We start from the raw sequence: 14,382 nt of genomic DNA on the forward strand, positions 1-14,382 counted from the left end.
GTCAGCCCTGCAGCAGATCGCCCAGCACGGTGATCAGGAATCCGGTCAGGGGCACCAGGGCCGCGGCCGTGCCGAGCGCGCCGAGGACGAGGCCCGCGAGCATGTGGGCGAGCGCGCGGCCCCCGCGGGCCCTGCTGGGATCGTCCGGATCGTAGGTGACGTCCACGGCCGGATCGCGGCGCCGCATCAGCACGGTGACCGACGACTCGTGCGTCACCGTCACGCCCCCGGTCGTGGTGAAGCGCAGGACCGGGTTCATGGCCTGCTGCTTGGTCGACGTGCGGTAGTCGATGATCTCACCGGGCACCGTCACGCCACGGCGCCGCAGGATCCACGGGTCGCGGAGGAAGACCTTCCAGGCCAGCGCCAGCAGTCCGGCGCCGCCGGGCAGCAGGAACGCGGTCGGAGCCAGCCACTTCACCTGGTCCGGTGCCTGCACCACCGTGAACAGCAGGACGAGCAGCAGCAGATAGCCACACACTCCCATGGTCACCCGGGCCGCGCGCGTGCTCAGCGAGAGCGGTGTCCGGGGCGTGGGCCCGGTCGTCACCAGCGCCGTGCCGTCCGCAACCGGCGTGATGCCCTGCATGGCCTGCCGCAGCCCCTCGGCGAACGCGCCCACCGCGTTCCTGTTGCCACTGCTCACCCGGAACCCGTCCCCCGAGGTGTCACCGCTGATCCGCAGCCACACCGAGGTCGCGCCATCACTCTCCACGGCGCCGACGGCCCGCAGCGGTATCCGCCACGTCGTGCGCCCCCGCACCACACGCACCTCTCCGCTCTCCAGCCGCATGGCGCCCCCGCGCCCCTTCAGCACCACTCTCATGTCCCGCCCCATGGGCGGATGGTAAGGCCTGATCGCCTCGCCATCCGCCCAAACACCTGCTTGGCGGGGTCAGGGAGCCATCTCGTACTCCCCGGCCAGCGCCTCGACCCGCTCCCACACCCGTGCCGAGCGCGCGTCGTCGACGACCGGGCGGCGTACCGCGCCGAGGGCCCAGTTCTGCTGAGCCTCGGTGGCGGAGTCCTTGCCGTGCAGCTCGACGGCGTGCGCGGAGAAGTCGCGTACGAGGACGGCGAACAGTTCGTCGAGCACGTCCTGGTCGAGACCGGTCAGGCGCGCCTGCTCCAGGATCAGCTGGCCGTGCACGACCAGCGCGAAGAGCTGGCCGACGGCGAGCAGGAGGTCGAGGTCGCGGCTCTGCTCCTCGTCGGGGGCCGCGGTGGTGACGAACTCGCAGAGCGCGTCGGCCTGTTCGCGGAAGCGGGCGACGTTGGGCACCTCGGCGTAGGCGTCGTAGGCGGTGCGCCAGTCGTGGAAGCGGATGGCGCCCAGGCCGCGGGCCGGGCCCTGCCGGAAGAGGAAGTCGTCGTCGGCCGCGTCAAGGCGGGTGGGCACGGGCTCGTAGTCGGCGGGGTTGAGCAGGTGGTTGCCCATGAACTTGAGGATCAGGGCCAGGTTGACGTGGACCGTGCCCTCCAGCTTGGGCAGGCCGCGGATCTCGACGGCCGCCTGCGCGAAGTAGTTGTCCTTCTCGAAGCCCTTGGCCGCGATGACGTCCCACATGAGGTCGATGACCTTCTCGCCCTCGGTGGTCACCTTCATCTTCGTCATGGGGTTGAAGAGGAGGTAGCGGCGGTCGTCGGGACCCGCGGAGCGGAAGTAGTCGACGGCGCGGTCGCTGAACAGCTTCATCCCGACGAGGCGGACGTAGGCGTCGGTCAGCTCGCGGCGCACGTGCGGGAAGGCGGTGACGGGGCGGCCGTAGAGGATGCGGCCGGTGGCGTGGGTGACGGCCTCGTACATCGCGTGCTCGCAGATGCCGATCGAGGCGGTGCAGAGGTTGAACTTGCCGACGTTGACGGTGTTGAGGGCGGCGTCGAAGGCGGCGCGGCCGGTGTGCAGGATGTCCGCGGGCGCGACCGGGTAGTTCTCCAGGCGGAACTCACTCACGTACTTCGACGAGTCGACGACGTTCTTGACCAGGTGGTAGGACTCGTGGCGGCTGTCGGCGGCGAAGAAGACGTAGCCTTCGGGGCCCTCGACGTCGGTGCGGCGGCCGAAGACGGAGACGAGCCCGGCCGCGTTGCCGTTGCCGATGTAGTACTTGGACCCGCTGGCCCTGAAGCCGCCGTCGCCGTCGGGCTCCAGGAGCATGTCGGTGGAGTAGATGTCGGCGCCGTGGGTCTTCTCGGACAGGCCGAAGGCGAACACCTCGCCCTGGCCGAGGAGTTCGGCCGCGCGGGCACGGGCGGTCTCGTTCTCGCTCTGCCAGACGGGGCCGAGGCCCAGGATCGTGACCTGCCACGCGTACCAGTAGTCGAGCCCGTAGAAGCCGAAGATCTCGTTCAGGGCGGCGATCCGGGCGGTGTCCCAGCGCGCGTCCGGCTTGTCACCCGCGGCGGACGCCGGGGTGAGGAAGGTCGCGAAGAGGCCCTCCTTGGCCGAGAACTCCAGGAAATCCGCCAGCCAGGCACGGTCGCGGTAGTCCTGGATCAGCCGGCGCTTGCCACGGGCCTCGAACCAGTCGACGGTGGCGCGCAGCAGCCTGCGGGTCTCGGGGTCGAAGTGCTTCGGGTCGTAGGTGCGCGGGTTGAACAGCAGCGGGTCGGCCATGGGTGTTCGCCTTTCCGGCTCGGGAGGTCTGGGCGGATTCAAAGAAATGAGGGGTGGTTCGTGGCGCGTCGGACCGGATCAGCCTTGGGAGCCGAGCCGGTGGAGGGTGGCAAGCACGTCGTCGAGCCAGGCCAGCGTCATGCGTTCGTACGCGATGCCTCCGCGCAGCACGACATGCTGGAGCTCCTGCCCGGCGTCGGGCGTGGCGGGCGCGTCGGGTCCGGTGAAGTCACGCAGCTCCCCCGCGAGGTAACGCGCGAGCCGGTCGGTGTGCGCCCGGCGGTGCCGCTCGACCTCGTCGATCAGTGCGGCCGGATCGTCGAAGGCCGCGCCGCGGATCTTCACGGCGAGCTCGTGTCGCACGCTCTCGGGTTCGATCGGCTCGTGCAGCCACCGGGAGAGCGCGGTCCGCCCGAGGGCGGCGACGGAGTACTCCTTCTTGTCCGGGCGCGCTTGCTGTGCGACTTCCCGGACGTCGATCCAGCCGTCGCTCTCCATGCGCTTCAGGACGCGGTAGATCTGCTGGTGGGTGGCGGTCCAGAAGTAGCCGATGGACCGCTCGAACCGCCGGGCCAGCTCGTAGCCGGAGCCCGGTTTCTCAAGGAGCGAGACGAGGATCGCGTGCTCTAGCGCCATGCCCCGATCCTGCTATGCAACTCGTTGCATAAACAAGTGGCGCCGCCCTGGTGAGACACGGCTCACCCGGGTGCCGGTACCTCCGCCCGTCGGCGGCCGACGATCAGTCCGGCAGGGCCTCCGGGATTGACTCCGGGATCGACTCCAGGAACGCGGCCGCCGCGGGCGAGGTCCGCGTCCGGCTCCACACCAGCCGCTCCTCACGGACCGGACCGCCCTCGACCGGCACCACCGCAAGGCGGGGCAGCCTCGGCACCAGGCGGGAGGGCAGCAGCGCGATGCCGAGCCCGCCGCGCACCAGGTCGGCGAAGAACTCGAGCCCCTTGGCCTCGAACGCCACCTCGCGCCGCAGCCCCGCGGCCTGGAACGCCTCGTCGGTCTGCGCCCGCGCCGCGATGCCCGCGGGGAAATCCACGAACACCTCGTCCGCCAGCCGTTCGAGCGGCAGCGGTTCACCGGACGGCGCGGCAGCCAGCGGGTGATCGGGGGCGACCACCGCCACATGGCGGTCGATGACGAGCGTCCGACTGCCCAGACCGGCCTCGTCCGTACGGAACGACGGCGGCACCCCCAGGAACGCCAGATCCAGCGCTCCCTCCCGCACCCCGCGCACCAGAGCCTCGCTCATGCCGTCGATCAGCCGCATCGTGACCTGCGGATACGTGGCGTGATAGGCCCGCATCAGGCTCGGCACGTCGACCGCCGTCACCGTCGAGATCGCCCCGATGGCCAGGCGTCCCCGGATCTCACCGGTCGCCGCGGCCACCTCGGCCCGTGCCCGCTCCGAGGCCTCCAGCGCCTGCCGCGCGGCGGGCAGGAACGCCTCGCCCGCCGGCGTGAGTGCCACCCGCCGGCTCGTCCGCTCGAACAGCCGCGCCCCGAGCTCCTTCTCCAGCTTGCCGATCTGATGACTCAGCGCGGACTGCACCACCAGACACCGCTCGGCGGCCCGGGTGAACCCACCCGTCTCGGCGACCGCGACGACATAGCGCAACTGCTGCAGCTCCATGCGATCCATCGTGCTGCGCGATCGTTCGGATGACAAGGATGTGTTGGACTCATCAATGCGACCGGCCGCAGGCTGACTGCCATGACACAGACGGGACTTGACCACCATCGCGCGAGAGATCCGGACGAGCGCGACGCCCCGGGCCGCGGCCTGCTGCTCCTCATGGCCGTCGCCACCGGCCTGTCCGCGGCGGGCAACTACATCGCCCAGCCGCTGCTCGACCTCATCTCCCACGACCTCCACCTCGGCAGCGTCCTCGCGGGGCTCGTCGTCACCGCATCACAGGCGGGGTACGCGCTCGGTCTCCTGCTGCTCGTCCCGCTCGGTGACGTCATCGACCGGCGCCGCCTCGCGGTGACCCTGTTCCTGGCCACCGCGCTCCTCCTCGGCGTCTCGGCGCTGGCTCCCAGCGGCCCGGTCCTCCTCGCGGGCACCGTCCTCGCCGCCCTCACCTCCGTCGGCGCCCAGGTGGTCGTCGCCCACGCCGCCGCTCTCGCCACCGCCGCGACCCGGGGCCGCGCCGTCGCCACCGTCATGTCGGGCGTGCTGCTCGGCGGCCTGCTGGCCCGCACCGCCGCGGGCGGACTGTCCGAACTGGGCGGCTGGCGCACCGTGTACTGGGTGCTCGCCGCCCTCATGACGGGCGCCGCCGTCGTCCTCCACCGCAGGCTGCCGTACCTCGCGGTCGCCGCCGACCTGCGCTACCCGGCCCTGCTCCGCTCGACGCTCTCCCTGTTGCGTCAGGAGAGCGTGCTGCGCCGGCGCGCCCTCCTCGGCGCCCTGTCCTTCGCCTCCTACAGCGTCCAACTCACGGCGCTCACCTTCCTGTTGTCCGGTGAGCCCTTCCGCTGGGCGGCTCCCGCGATCGGTCTTTTCGGCCTGGTCGGCGCCGTGGGCATCTTGTCGATGTCGTTCGCGGCGCGCCTGAGCGACAGCGGCCACGCCCAGCACGTGGCCGGTGTCGCGACCGCCCTGCTGCTCACCGGCTGGCTGACCCTGCTGGCGGGAGAGCGGTCCCTGGTCTGGCTCGCGGTCGGTGTGGTCGCCCTGAACATCGGCCAGCAGGCGGTCCTCAACAGCAGCCAGACCATCCTGTTCGCGCTCGACGCCGAGGCCCGCAACCGCATCAACTCGGCGTTCGCGACAAGCCTCTTCCTCGGCGGCGCCACCGGCTCCGCACTCGCCTCCGTCGTCTGGGCGGCCGCGGGCTGGTCCGGGACCTGCGCACTGGGCGCGACCCTGGCCACCGGCGCCGTGACGGTGTGGGCCTGGGACCGCTACCGCCCCGCTAATTGACCATCCGCATCTACGTAGTTGAGGAGCACCCATGAACATCACCGTCTTCGGGGCCGCGGGCAACGTAGGCCGCCGCGTCGTCACCGAGGCCGTGGCCCGCGGGCACGAGGTCACCGCGGTGGTCCGTGACCCGGCCCGGGCTTCTGCACTGCCCGGCGCCGCCAGGATCCGCAGCGGCGACGCCGCCGAACCCCACACCGTCGCGGTGCTCGCAGCGGCACAGGACCTGGTGATCACCGCGACCCGCCCCGCCCCGGGCCGCGAGCCCGAACTTGCCGCCGTCACGCGGGCGTTGCTCACCGGGCTGCACGCCACCGGCGTACGGCTCCTGCTCGTCGGCGGCGCCGCCGGTCTCACCCTCCCCGGCACCGACGGCACCCTGGTCGTGGACGCCCCCGATTTCCCGCCGTCCCTGCGCCCCATCGCCCTGGCCTGCAACGAACAACTCGACGCCTGCCGCACCACCGCCCATGACGTCGACTGGGCCTACCTCAGTCCGCCGTCCCTCCTCGAACCGGGCGAGCGCACCGGCCGCTTCCGCCTGGGCACCGACGAATTGATCGTCGACGCCCAGGGCATCTCCGCGCTCTCGATGGAGGACCTCGCGGTGGCCCTCCTCGACGAGGCCGAGCATCCCAAGCACCACCGGGCGCGGTTCACCGCGGCGTACTGAGGCCCGAGCGGGGCGATCGCGGGGCAGGTCAGATGCGGTCGGCAGCGATGAGGAGGTAGTGGAAGCTGCCTTCGCGGTACGCGGTCAGGAAGGGTTCCTCGATGCCGGTGGCCAGCGAGGACTTGGCCCGCAGTTCCCAGTAGGGGATGGTCGCGGCGGTGAGGTCGACGACGTTGATGGGGACCAGGCCGTTGGCCGCCAGCGCCTTGAAGTACGCGCCGCGGGAGTGGATGTTGCAGGTGTAGTGCTCGTCGATGCGGCTGACCGCCTTGGAGCGGCCACCGGTCACGTCGTTGTAGCAGCCGGTGATGCAGACGTAGCGCCCGCCGTGGACCAGCAGCCGGGAGTACTCGGCGAACAGCGGGAACAGGTCCACGTACATGGTGGACTCGTTGTTCCAGATCCCCTGGAAGGCGCCGGCCGGGGGGCCCGTGTTCAGCATGTTGCGGAAGTGGTAGCCCACCTTGGCGGCCACACCCCGCTTACGGGCCTGCTCGTTGGCGAAGGCGACCTGTGACTCGGAGATGGAGACACCGTCGACCCGGCAGCGGAAGCGCTGATGGGCCATGATGCTGGTGCCGCCCCGGCCGCAGCCGGAGTCGAGCAGACGGTGGCCTGGCTCGACGGCCCCCAAGTGGTCGAGGAGGACATCCGCCTGCGCCGACTCCAGACGGTGCATTTCCTCGATGACGCGCTCGTCCCGGGTCTCCTCGGGACCGTCGAGGACCGACGGATCCCAGTCGCCGATGCCGTAGTGGTGGTGGTAGAGGCCGTCGACGTCGCCGAGGCGGAGGTTGACCGGGTCCTTCTCCTTGTTCCAGTAGTCCGCGACCGCCCGCTGGTAGGCCGTGCGCACCACGCGGGCAGAGGCATCCGGAGTCACCGTCATCGTGAGAGCTCCTTCGGTGTCAGGCGGGCGTCCGGGCGACCTCGACGTTCTCCAGGACTCCGACCGCGTCGGGGACAAGTACGGCCGCCGAGTAATAGGCGCTGACCAGGTAGGAGATGACGGCCTGGTCGTTGATGCCCATGAACCGCACGTTCAGACCCGGCTCGTACTCGTCGGGTATCCCCGTCTGGCGCAGGCCGACCACCCCCTCCGCCTCCTCGCCCATCCGCATGGCCAGGATGGAGGTGGTGCCCTCGGCGGAGACCTCCAGCTTCCCCAAGGGGTAGATCGGCACCCCACGCCAAGCGGGCAGCCGGTGGCCGCCGACCTCGGTGTCACCGAAGTAGATGCCCCGCTTGTTGCATTCGCGGCCGAAGGCGGCGACGGCACGCGGGTGCGCGAAGAACGCCCTGGTCTGGCGCCGCATGCTCAGCAGCTCGTCGAAGTCGTCGGGCGTGGGCGGCCCGGAGTGGGTGGAGATGCGCTGGCCGTAGTCGGCGTTGTGCAGCAACCCGAACTCCCGGTTGTTGACGAGCTCGTACTCCTGACGCTCGCGCAGCGCCTCGATGGTCAGCCGCAGCTGCTGTTCGACCTGGTTCATGGGGTCGTTGTAGAGGTCGGCTACCCGGGTGTGGATCTTCAGGACCGTCTGGGCCACGCTCAACTCGTACTCGCGGGGCGCGAGCTCGTAGTCCACGAAGGTCCCCGGCAGCGCGGGCTCGCCCGCATGTCCGGCCGCGAGCGCGATGTCGGCCTCGCCGCGTCTGTTGTGCGGCCGCTCCCCCTCGGCCTGACGCTGCCGCACATGGGTCCGCAGCCCTTCGCTCTGCCCCGCGACCTCCTCGTACGCCTGCCGGGGCAGCACGAGGACGGTGCACGCGGTCACCGCGCGCGTCGTGAACTCCCAGTCGCCGGGCTCGTCCGCGACCACCTGCCCGCCGAAGAACCCGCCGTCGGCCAGCATCGAGCCGGGTCTCCTCTCCGTACTTGCCGGTCCCGGTCTTCTCCACCTTGCCGTGCGCGATCAGGTAGACGTGGTCGGCCGGCCGGCCCTCCTGGGCGAGCACCTCGCCCGGCGCCAACTCCCGCTGCTGGAACCGCTCGGCCAGCGCCCGCAGCACTTCGGGGTCGTCGTATCCGCGCAACAGCGGGAGCTCGCCCAGTTCCGCGGGGACGACGCGGACCTCTGCGCCCTCCTGGACGAAGGTCACCCGACCGTCGCCGACCGCGTACACCAGGCGCCGGTTCACCCGGTACGTGCCGCCGCCCACCTCCGCCCATGGCAGGGTCCGCAGCAGCCAGCGGGAGCTGATGTTCTGCATCTGCGGAACGGTCTTGGTGGTGGTCGCCAGATTGCGTGCGGCCGCGATGCCCAGGCTCAACTGCGCCTGCCCTGCGCTCTGTTCAGGTTGCTCCGACTGCTCGGCGGACGCTGCGGTCGCCATCCTGGTCCCCTCCCACGGCATTGCGTTGCTAGGAGCTGCGCGGCAAGTGAAGCAGCGCGCCAGGATGCCGGTCGAGAGCGACCTCAGGCCCACACCATGCGTTTGCGCCACATTTCCCGCATCCCGGATACGCTGCACAAACAACCCGTGACCCGCTGCGGGAGCGACAGCCTCCGCGTCCGAGGACGGCCGGAAATCGAGCGGACCGCCTTGTTGCGCCCCGAGGGCCGTGTTATCCCTGCGTCGAAGACCGAGCAGCCTGCCGTGGACGGAGTTGCGGATGAAGGCGCCCATTCCCGGAACGCATACGACTGAGGGACCTGCGGACATTCACCCCTCGCCCCGGCAGGCGGCACGGATCCTCTCGGGCCCGTCCGGTATCGGGACCGCCTCCCTGCGCCTCGCGCCAGTCACGGAAGCAGACGTGGAGTCGCCCGCGGAGGCCCACTCGGGCTCCGAGTCCTCCTCGCGACGGATCGAAGGCCTCTACTGCCCGCCGGCCGTACGGGACGACCGCGCGCTCGCCGACGAGATCAACCACCGGCTCGTCGAGTGGGCCGAGCATGAGGTGGGCCTCTACCCGGGCGCCGAGCACGGGGAGGCGCTCATCGGCTTCGATCCGGGGCGGTCGGTGGTCCTGTGCCACCCGGACGCCCCGGGCATCGACCACCTCATGGCCGCGGCACGCCTGCTGGTCGGCGAGAACGCCGTGGACGACTACTTCTGCGAAGCGGAGTACGGCGGCCTCGCGGACCGGCGCGGCGCGGCACTCGCGGTCGCCCAGTCCGCGATAGATCCGGCGCACAACACCCCCCGCTACGAAGCCGATTGGCGGTCCGGGGTGGAATCCCACCCCGCCCTGCGCTCGATGCGCTCGGCCATGGACCACTTCCGCGCCCTGGCGACCCCGGCCCAGGCACACCGCTACCGGCACGACATCTCCGGCCTCTACCTCGGCTACAACGCCGAGGGCGACTGCATCACCCAGCGCCGCACACCGGCGGTGTGGGAGTACCTGGTGCAGCGGCAGTTCAACAACTTCCGCCCGTGCCTGACGATCACCGACGCCGTCGGCGGCTACGAGCTGCCCGCCCACCTCTTCGCCGAGCCCGCCGTACAGCGCGCCGTCGCCCTGTCCTCGAACGCCGCGACCCTCTGCAACGACCTCTACTCGCTGCGCAAGGAGCAGCAGAGCGAACGCTTCCACTACAGCCTGCCGACCGTGATCGCCGCCGAGGAGGAGTGTTCCATCGAGGACGCCTTCCAGAAGTCGATCGAGGTCCACAACGACCTCGTCCACCTCTTCGAGGAACAGGCCGCCGTGCTCTCCGCGACCGATCCGCTCGTCGCCCGCTTCATGGCGGGCCTGTCGAACTGGGTGGGCGGCAACCATGAGTGGCACGCGGGGAACGTCGGCACGCGGTACGCGACTTCGCCCTGACCTGATCGGCTCAGCTCACCGCGTGAGGCGGCCGGAGCCGCCTCACGGTCAGAAGCGCACCGCGTAAGCCGCACGTCGGCGCAGGGACTTGGTTCGCTGGGCCTCGTGGAAGCGGGCGTCCTGTTCCAGGATCTCCGTGGCCTCGCGCACCTTCGCCCCGGCCCGTTCGATCGCTTCGTCGAGCGGCATCACCAAGGGCAGCCCGAAGATCTCGACGATGCGCTCCACGCGTTCGCGGACACTGCCGCCCACCACGTGGTACGGGATCTCCAGCTCCTGCAGGGTCTCGATCAGCAGGTCGTCGGACATCTGCCGGAACTTCTCGGAGACCGGCCGGTGGCCGTCCGCCTTCATCTCGAACTCGACCGGCAGGTGCACATACGCGTCGTAGATCCGCTTGGCACGGGCCTTGGCGACCGCGCCGTAGGCGTCCATGTACTGGCGGTAGAACCGCTTGACCGGGAGTCCGGCCATGTTCTTCACGGCCCGCAGGAACAGGTTCGCCCCGGGGTTGATGCCGACCCGCATGCGGGCCTCGCCGTAGATCCACTCGTGGATCACGGAGCCGTCCGAGATGAACGGCCCCTCGCCCGCCTCGTGGTGGATCCGCTCCTCGAGCCGGCGTAACCCCAGCATCGTCAGTTCCATCGCGCTGAGCTCCTGGACCTGCTTGCCCGGGACGAGGTCCACGAGGATCTCCCGTGACGTCATCGCGTGCGTGCGCGGGATGCCCGTGGCCATCGACAGCGTCTCGGTCGTGGTGCTCTTGCCGCTGGAGTACGTCCCGGAGATCGCCAGATGCAGACCGGTGTGGGGCGTGGGGGTGCTTGTGTTCCCCATGGTGTGTTCTCTTCCCGTGGTGGGTGGCCCGGCCGGAGCCGGGAGTAGGTGGCCCGGCCGGTGCCGGGTGTGGGTGATGTGGTCGGCCGTGGTCAGGCGCCCAGGCCCAGGCCTGGTTGGCTGTGGTCAGGCGCCCAGGCCCAGGCCTCCGCTGACCGGCAGGACCGCTCCGGTGACGAAGCGGCCCGACTCGCCGGTGAGGTAGCGCACGGCGGCGGCGACGTCGGCCGGTTCCCCGGCGCGGCCGAGCGGAGTGATGGACAGCAGGTGTCCGCGGCGGTCGTCGGTGATCTCACGGCTCATGTCCGTGTCGATCAGACCTGGCGCGACGATGTTGACGGTGATGTTCCGCGGGCCGAGTTCCCAGGCCAGGGAGCGGGCCATGCCGAGCATTCCCGCCTTGGCCGCCGCGTAGTTGACCTGGCCCGGTGCTCCGTACGCGAAGGTCATGGAGGAGATCAGCACGATCCGGCCCCAGCGTGCGCGGACCATGCCGCGCACGGCACGTCGCACCGTACGGAAGGCGCCGTGCAGGTTGACGTCGACGACATCCGTGAAGTCCTGCTCGTCCATGCGCAGGACCAGGGCGTCCCGGGTGATGCCCGCGTTGACGACGAGCACTTCGACCGGCCCGTGTGCGGCCTCCGCCTCCTTGAAGGCGGCATCGATGCTCTGGGTGTCCGTCATCTCCGCGCGGACACCGAACAGTCCCGCGGGCGGTGCGGTGTCCCGGTGGGTGACGGCGACCCGGTCTCCGTCGGCCGCCAAGGCGGTGGCCACGGCGAGCCCGATGCCGCGGTTGCCGCCGGTGACCATGACCGAGCGTCCCATCAGTGGCTCCCCGGGGTGGTGGCGTCTTGCGCCTGACGGGCCCGCCAGCCCGGCGTACGGCGGAGTTCCGCCGTACGCCGTCCGGTGAGTGCCACATTCCGGGTGGCTGTCGTGACGATCAGAAGGCCGATCTCCCCCAGGCTGAGGTGCTCGTCCATCGCGTGCTCGCTCATCGGGCTCACCTCGCCGAGCCGGTCGCCGCCACGCAGTACCGCGAGGCGTCGGCGAACAGGTGCTCCACGGCCGCCGCGAGGCGGTCGGCCGTCAGCGCGTTGGGCAGCAGCCGCCGGGCGAAGCGCGGGCTCAGCGGTGTGCCGTCACGCGGTTCCTCGGTCATCAGCGACGGCAGGAACGCCATCGGCGTACGGGCCAGTTCGGCGTCGCTCTCCGCGAGGAACCGCGCCGCCCGCGCCCTGTGTACCTCGGGCAGCCAGTCGAGGAACGGCAGGCCGACCTCGACGACCTCGTCGTCCACGCCCCCCTCCAAGCCGATGCCCGCCTGAAGGTCCGTCTGCATGTCCGCCTGATGCCGCAGCAGTTGACGGGGCGCGGCCCGCCACTCCTCGCGCAGCATGGGTACGCGGCATCGGGCCTCGTCCAGCAGGACGAGCAGCGGCCGTTCCTCGTCCAGGTGTGCGCGCACCTCGGCACGCTGCTTTTCGTCCGGCCATAACGCCGTCGGTGTCCAGTGCCTCGGACCGGGCCCGCGAGCGTGCTCTTTCCAGAGCAGGCGGGCCGGCCCTTCGAGCACGACGAGCACGTCTCCTAATCGGAGCGTGGGCGTAAAGCGCATGATCTCTTTCCCCCGTTGCGTTTCTTGCGTTTCTCGCTTTTCGTACGTGCCTTATTTATGCGGCGACCCCGGGCAGGCGGTGCGCCAGCCAGCAGCGGCCGTCGATCCCCGCGAAGTCGTCGACGGCCAGTTCCGCGGTGCGCCAGCGGGCGTCGCCCATGGACAGGAGCCGGGAGTTCGCGGTGCGCACGGTCGGGGTGAAGCTGCGCCCCAACGGGCGCACCGGCGAACCCGCGCTGATGACGAAGCGCCGCATCCAGAGCGTGTCGGTGCTGCCGCGGGTCAGCCCGTCCTGTGCGTAGAGCAGGACCTGCGCCAGCTGGGCCACGCCCACGAGCGCGTCGACCAGGGAGACCGACGGCCCGTAAGCCGCTTCCGCCCCGCAGGTGCGCGCGTCCGCGAAGGTGTGCGCGTCCTCGTCCGTGGCGACGACGCGCTGCAACCCCTGGATCTGCTGCCGGTCGAGGTCGACACGGACCTGCTCGGCGTACTGGTCGCGCCGCTTGTAGCCCACCCCGTAGTGGCGTGCTCGCGCCGGTCCGAGCGCCTGCTTCTCGTTGTCGTACGTGACCGGGGTCCCCGCCCGGCCGCCCTGTTCGTGCACTAGCGTGCAGCGCACCTTCAGCCTCCCGACGCGGCAGTCGAAGGTACTGGCCAGCGTGGCGTCTTCCCCGGTCGGACCGTCGACGGCGACCAGCCTGCCGCGTACGGGAAAGTCCGCGAGGTCCTCGTGCGGCGCGCTGCCGGCCCGTACGTCCGCGCTGCGCAGCCAGATCCTGCGCCGCTCGGCGGCGCCGAGCCCGAAGGCCCGGCCGAGGTGCGTCTCCGCGAGATTCGCGGCGAGCACCAGAGCGTCGATGCTGCTCAGATGCGGGCGCAGCTCACCGGCACCCGATTTGCGGGACCAGTCGCGCGGATAGGTGAGCGTGCCGCGCGCGGTGATCAGTGCACCCGGGTCAGCGGAGCCATCGGTGGTGATGTCCTTGAGGCCTTGGGTGACGCGTTTGTATCCGCTTCCGAAAAAGCGGGAGCTGCCGGGCCCGAGGCAACTTTCCAAAGATCCGTATACTAATTCCTTGTTGCTCATTCCCCGTTTACCTTCCCCCGTGTCGCGAGTCATGCGACCCGGACAGAAAAAACACTATCCGGCGCATCAAGGGGAAAGCAATTAGTCAAGGTAATCTGTGACGGTCTCCACAGATCGACCCAAAGTAAAGCTCAAATAGGGATTCTTTGACTCCAGTTGCACCGCGGAATTCGAGGAATTCGGCGGGACATCCGGAGATCATTCGCAGGCGATCACGCGCGGCCAGCGGTCGGCCAGCAGATCGCCGAGCAGGGTCCGCAGCCGCTCGCGGTCCTGCGCGGGCACGGCGGAGAGAAAGTCCTGCTCCACGGCGTCGACGGCGCGTCCCGCGCGTTCGAGCGCCGCGCGGCCGTCGTCGGTGAGGCGCAGGATGTAGCGCCTGCGGTCCGACGGGTTGCGCCGCCGCTCCACATGGCCGGCCCGCTCCATCTCGTCGATCAGGGCCACCATGGTGGTCGGATCGAGGTGGAGGAGTCTGCTCAGATCCTGCTGAGACAGGGTCAGATCACTTTCCAGCGCCGCGAGAACGTAGAAATAGCGCAGGCGCATGCCCTGCGCCATGAGGGCTTTCTCCGCGTCCTCCATCAGGATCGATCCTGCTTTGTTCAGCAGATAACCGGTCCTGCGGACGAGGGGAAAGTCGAGCCCGGCGGGTCGCGCCGGAGTGGGCGTCGCCTCAGTCATCCGGGCCGCTCCCCTTTGCTGCTGTCATCTCGGTGAAGGGACCGGACCGAGGGGATGTTGCTGCTCGGTCGTGCCGAACATCCCCCGTGCCGATCGTCGATCACGTCAAGGGTACTGGCGCCGGCACCGGCCACCAAGGCC

At 70.2% G+C, this 14,382-nt stretch carries 14 protein-coding genes and 1 pseudogene; 3 read left to right on the top strand and 12 right to left on the bottom strand.

Annotated features, from left to right (window positions below; all coding sequences use genetic code 11):
- Window position 1: 1 nt before the first annotated feature.
- The 4 genes from AB0I66_RS03060 to AB0I66_RS03075 all read right to left on the bottom strand — a co-directional run bounded on the left by AB0I66_RS03060 (window position 2) and on the right by AB0I66_RS03075 (window position 4,262).
- Window positions 2-838 carry a DUF3592 domain-containing protein gene (locus AB0I66_RS03060; RefSeq protein ID WP_363205916.1) on the bottom strand — a complete coding sequence of 279 codons (837 nt, stop codon included), beginning with the start codon at window positions 836-838 and terminating at the stop codon, window positions 2-4.
- A gap of 57 nt (window positions 839-895) precedes the next feature.
- Window positions 896-2,617, bottom strand: coding sequence for an acyl-CoA dehydrogenase family protein (locus tag AB0I66_RS03065; protein WP_363205917.1), 1,722 nt, complete (start codon window positions 2,615-2,617; stop codon window positions 896-898).
- Between the two features lie 78 nt (window positions 2,618-2,695).
- Window positions 2,696-3,253, bottom strand: a complete 558-nt coding sequence (locus AB0I66_RS03070; protein ID WP_363205918.1) for a PadR family transcriptional regulator — start codon at window positions 3,251-3,253, stop codon at window positions 2,696-2,698.
- A gap of 103 nt (window positions 3,254-3,356) precedes the next feature.
- Complete coding sequence (locus AB0I66_RS03075; protein ID WP_363205919.1) at window positions 3,357-4,262, bottom strand: LysR family transcriptional regulator; 906 nt, start codon at window positions 4,260-4,262, stop codon at window positions 3,357-3,359.
- Window positions 4,263-4,343: 81 nt separating this feature from the next.
- Here AB0I66_RS03075 and AB0I66_RS03080 point away from each other — a divergent pair, with 81 nt between their 5' ends.
- Window positions 4,344-5,558, top strand: a complete 1,215-nt coding sequence (locus tag AB0I66_RS03080) for an MFS transporter (RefSeq protein WP_363205920.1) — start codon at window positions 4,344-4,346, stop codon at window positions 5,556-5,558.
- 31 nt (window positions 5,559-5,589) lie between these two features.
- Window positions 5,590-6,231 (top strand): NAD(P)H-binding protein, encoded by a 642-nt coding sequence (locus AB0I66_RS03085; protein WP_363205921.1) that lies wholly within the window; start codon window positions 5,590-5,592, stop codon window positions 6,229-6,231.
- Between the two features lie 28 nt (window positions 6,232-6,259).
- Here the strand turns inward: AB0I66_RS03085 and AB0I66_RS03090 are convergent, their stop codons facing one another.
- Both AB0I66_RS03090 and AB0I66_RS03095 read right to left on the bottom strand, forming a co-directional pair.
- Entirely contained in the window at window positions 6,260-7,120 is an 861-nt protein-coding gene (locus AB0I66_RS03090; RefSeq protein ID WP_363205922.1) for a geranyl diphosphate 2-C-methyltransferase, read from the bottom strand.
- Window positions 7,121-7,139: 19 nt separating this feature from the next.
- Window positions 7,140-8,565, bottom strand: a pseudogene (locus tag AB0I66_RS03095) (family 2B encapsulin nanocompartment shell protein).
- Window positions 8,566-8,989: 424 nt separating this feature from the next.
- Here AB0I66_RS03095 and AB0I66_RS03100 point away from each other — a divergent pair.
- Window positions 8,990-10,006, top strand: a complete 1,017-nt coding sequence (locus AB0I66_RS03100) for a family 2 encapsulin nanocompartment cargo protein terpene cyclase (RefSeq protein WP_363205923.1) — start codon at window positions 8,990-8,992, stop codon at window positions 10,004-10,006.
- A gap of 48 nt (window positions 10,007-10,054) precedes the next feature.
- Here AB0I66_RS03100 and AB0I66_RS03105 read toward each other — a convergent pair whose 3' ends face one another.
- The 6 genes from AB0I66_RS03105 to AB0I66_RS03130 form a co-directional block, all read right to left on the bottom strand.
- The gene (locus AB0I66_RS03105) at window positions 10,055-10,846 is read right to left on the bottom strand and encodes an ATP-binding protein (RefSeq protein ID WP_363205924.1); all 792 of its coding nucleotides are present in this window, start codon (window positions 10,844-10,846) and stop codon (window positions 10,055-10,057) included.
- 126 nt (window positions 10,847-10,972) lie between these two features.
- Window positions 10,973-11,677 (bottom strand): 3-oxoacyl-ACP reductase FabG, encoded by a 705-nt coding sequence (fabG, locus tag AB0I66_RS03110; protein WP_363205925.1) that lies wholly within the window; start codon window positions 11,675-11,677, stop codon window positions 10,973-10,975.
- Window positions 11,677-11,850, bottom strand: a complete 174-nt coding sequence (locus tag AB0I66_RS03115) for a hypothetical protein (protein WP_363205926.1) — start codon at window positions 11,848-11,850, stop codon at window positions 11,677-11,679. The genes fabG and AB0I66_RS03115 overlap by 1 nt, the downstream gene beginning before the upstream one ends.
- A 5-nt stretch (window positions 11,851-11,855) precedes the next feature.
- Window positions 11,856-12,320, bottom strand: coding sequence for a hypothetical protein (locus AB0I66_RS03120; RefSeq protein ID WP_363205927.1), 465 nt, complete (start codon window positions 12,318-12,320; stop codon window positions 11,856-11,858).
- A 205-nt stretch (window positions 12,321-12,525) separates the two neighbouring features.
- Window positions 12,526-13,557 carry an AvrD family protein gene (locus tag AB0I66_RS03125; RefSeq protein WP_363205928.1) on the bottom strand — a complete coding sequence of 344 codons (1,032 nt, stop codon included), beginning with the start codon at window positions 13,555-13,557 and terminating at the stop codon, window positions 12,526-12,528.
- A gap of 198 nt (window positions 13,558-13,755) precedes the next feature.
- The gene (locus AB0I66_RS03130) at window positions 13,756-14,241 is read right to left on the bottom strand and encodes a MarR family transcriptional regulator (RefSeq protein WP_363205929.1); all 486 of its coding nucleotides are present in this window, start codon (window positions 14,239-14,241) and stop codon (window positions 13,756-13,758) included.
- Window positions 14,242-14,382: the final 141 nt, after the last annotated feature.

The organism is Streptomyces sp. NPDC050439 (assembly GCF_040655335.1).
Taxonomy (GTDB): domain Bacteria; phylum Actinomycetota; class Actinomycetes; order Streptomycetales; family Streptomycetaceae; genus Streptomyces.

Bases quoted from the DNA above. Each gene is read 5' to 3' on its own strand.
- AB0I66_RS03060 (WP_363205916.1), bottom strand. From the start codon at position 838: ATGGGGCGGGACATGAGAGTGGTGCTGAAGGGGCGCGGGGGCGCCATG.
- AB0I66_RS03065 (WP_363205917.1), bottom strand. From the start codon at position 2,617: ATGGCCGACCCGCTGCTGTTCAACCCGCGCACCTACGACCCGAAGCAC.
- AB0I66_RS03070 (WP_363205918.1), bottom strand. From the start codon at position 3,253: ATGGCGCTAGAGCACGCGATCCTCGTCTCGCTCCTTGAGAAACCGGGC.
- AB0I66_RS03075 (WP_363205919.1), bottom strand. From the start codon at position 4,262: ATGGAGCTGCAGCAGTTGCGCTATGTCGTCGCGGTCGCCGAGACGGGT.
- AB0I66_RS03080 (WP_363205920.1), top strand. From the start codon at position 4,344: ATGACACAGACGGGACTTGACCACCATCGCGCGAGAGATCCGGACGAG.
- AB0I66_RS03085 (WP_363205921.1), top strand. From the start codon at position 5,590: ATGAACATCACCGTCTTCGGGGCCGCGGGCAACGTAGGCCGCCGCGTC.
- AB0I66_RS03090 (WP_363205922.1), bottom strand. From the start codon at position 7,120: ATGACGGTGACTCCGGATGCCTCTGCCCGCGTGGTGCGCACGGCCTAC.
- AB0I66_RS03105 (WP_363205924.1), bottom strand. From the start codon at position 10,846: ATGGGGAACACAAGCACCCCCACGCCCCACACCGGTCTGCATCTGGCG.
- fabG (WP_363205925.1), bottom strand. From the start codon at position 11,677: ATGGGACGCTCGGTCATGGTCACCGGCGGCAACCGCGGCATCGGGCTC.
- AB0I66_RS03115 (WP_363205926.1), bottom strand. From the start codon at position 11,850: ATGAGCGAGCACGCGATGGACGAGCACCTCAGCCTGGGGGAGATCGGC.
- AB0I66_RS03125 (WP_363205928.1), bottom strand. From the start codon at position 13,557: ATGAGCAACAAGGAATTAGTATACGGATCTTTGGAAAGTTGCCTCGGG.
- AB0I66_RS03130 (WP_363205929.1), bottom strand. From the start codon at position 14,241: ATGACTGAGGCGACGCCCACTCCGGCGCGACCCGCCGGGCTCGACTTT.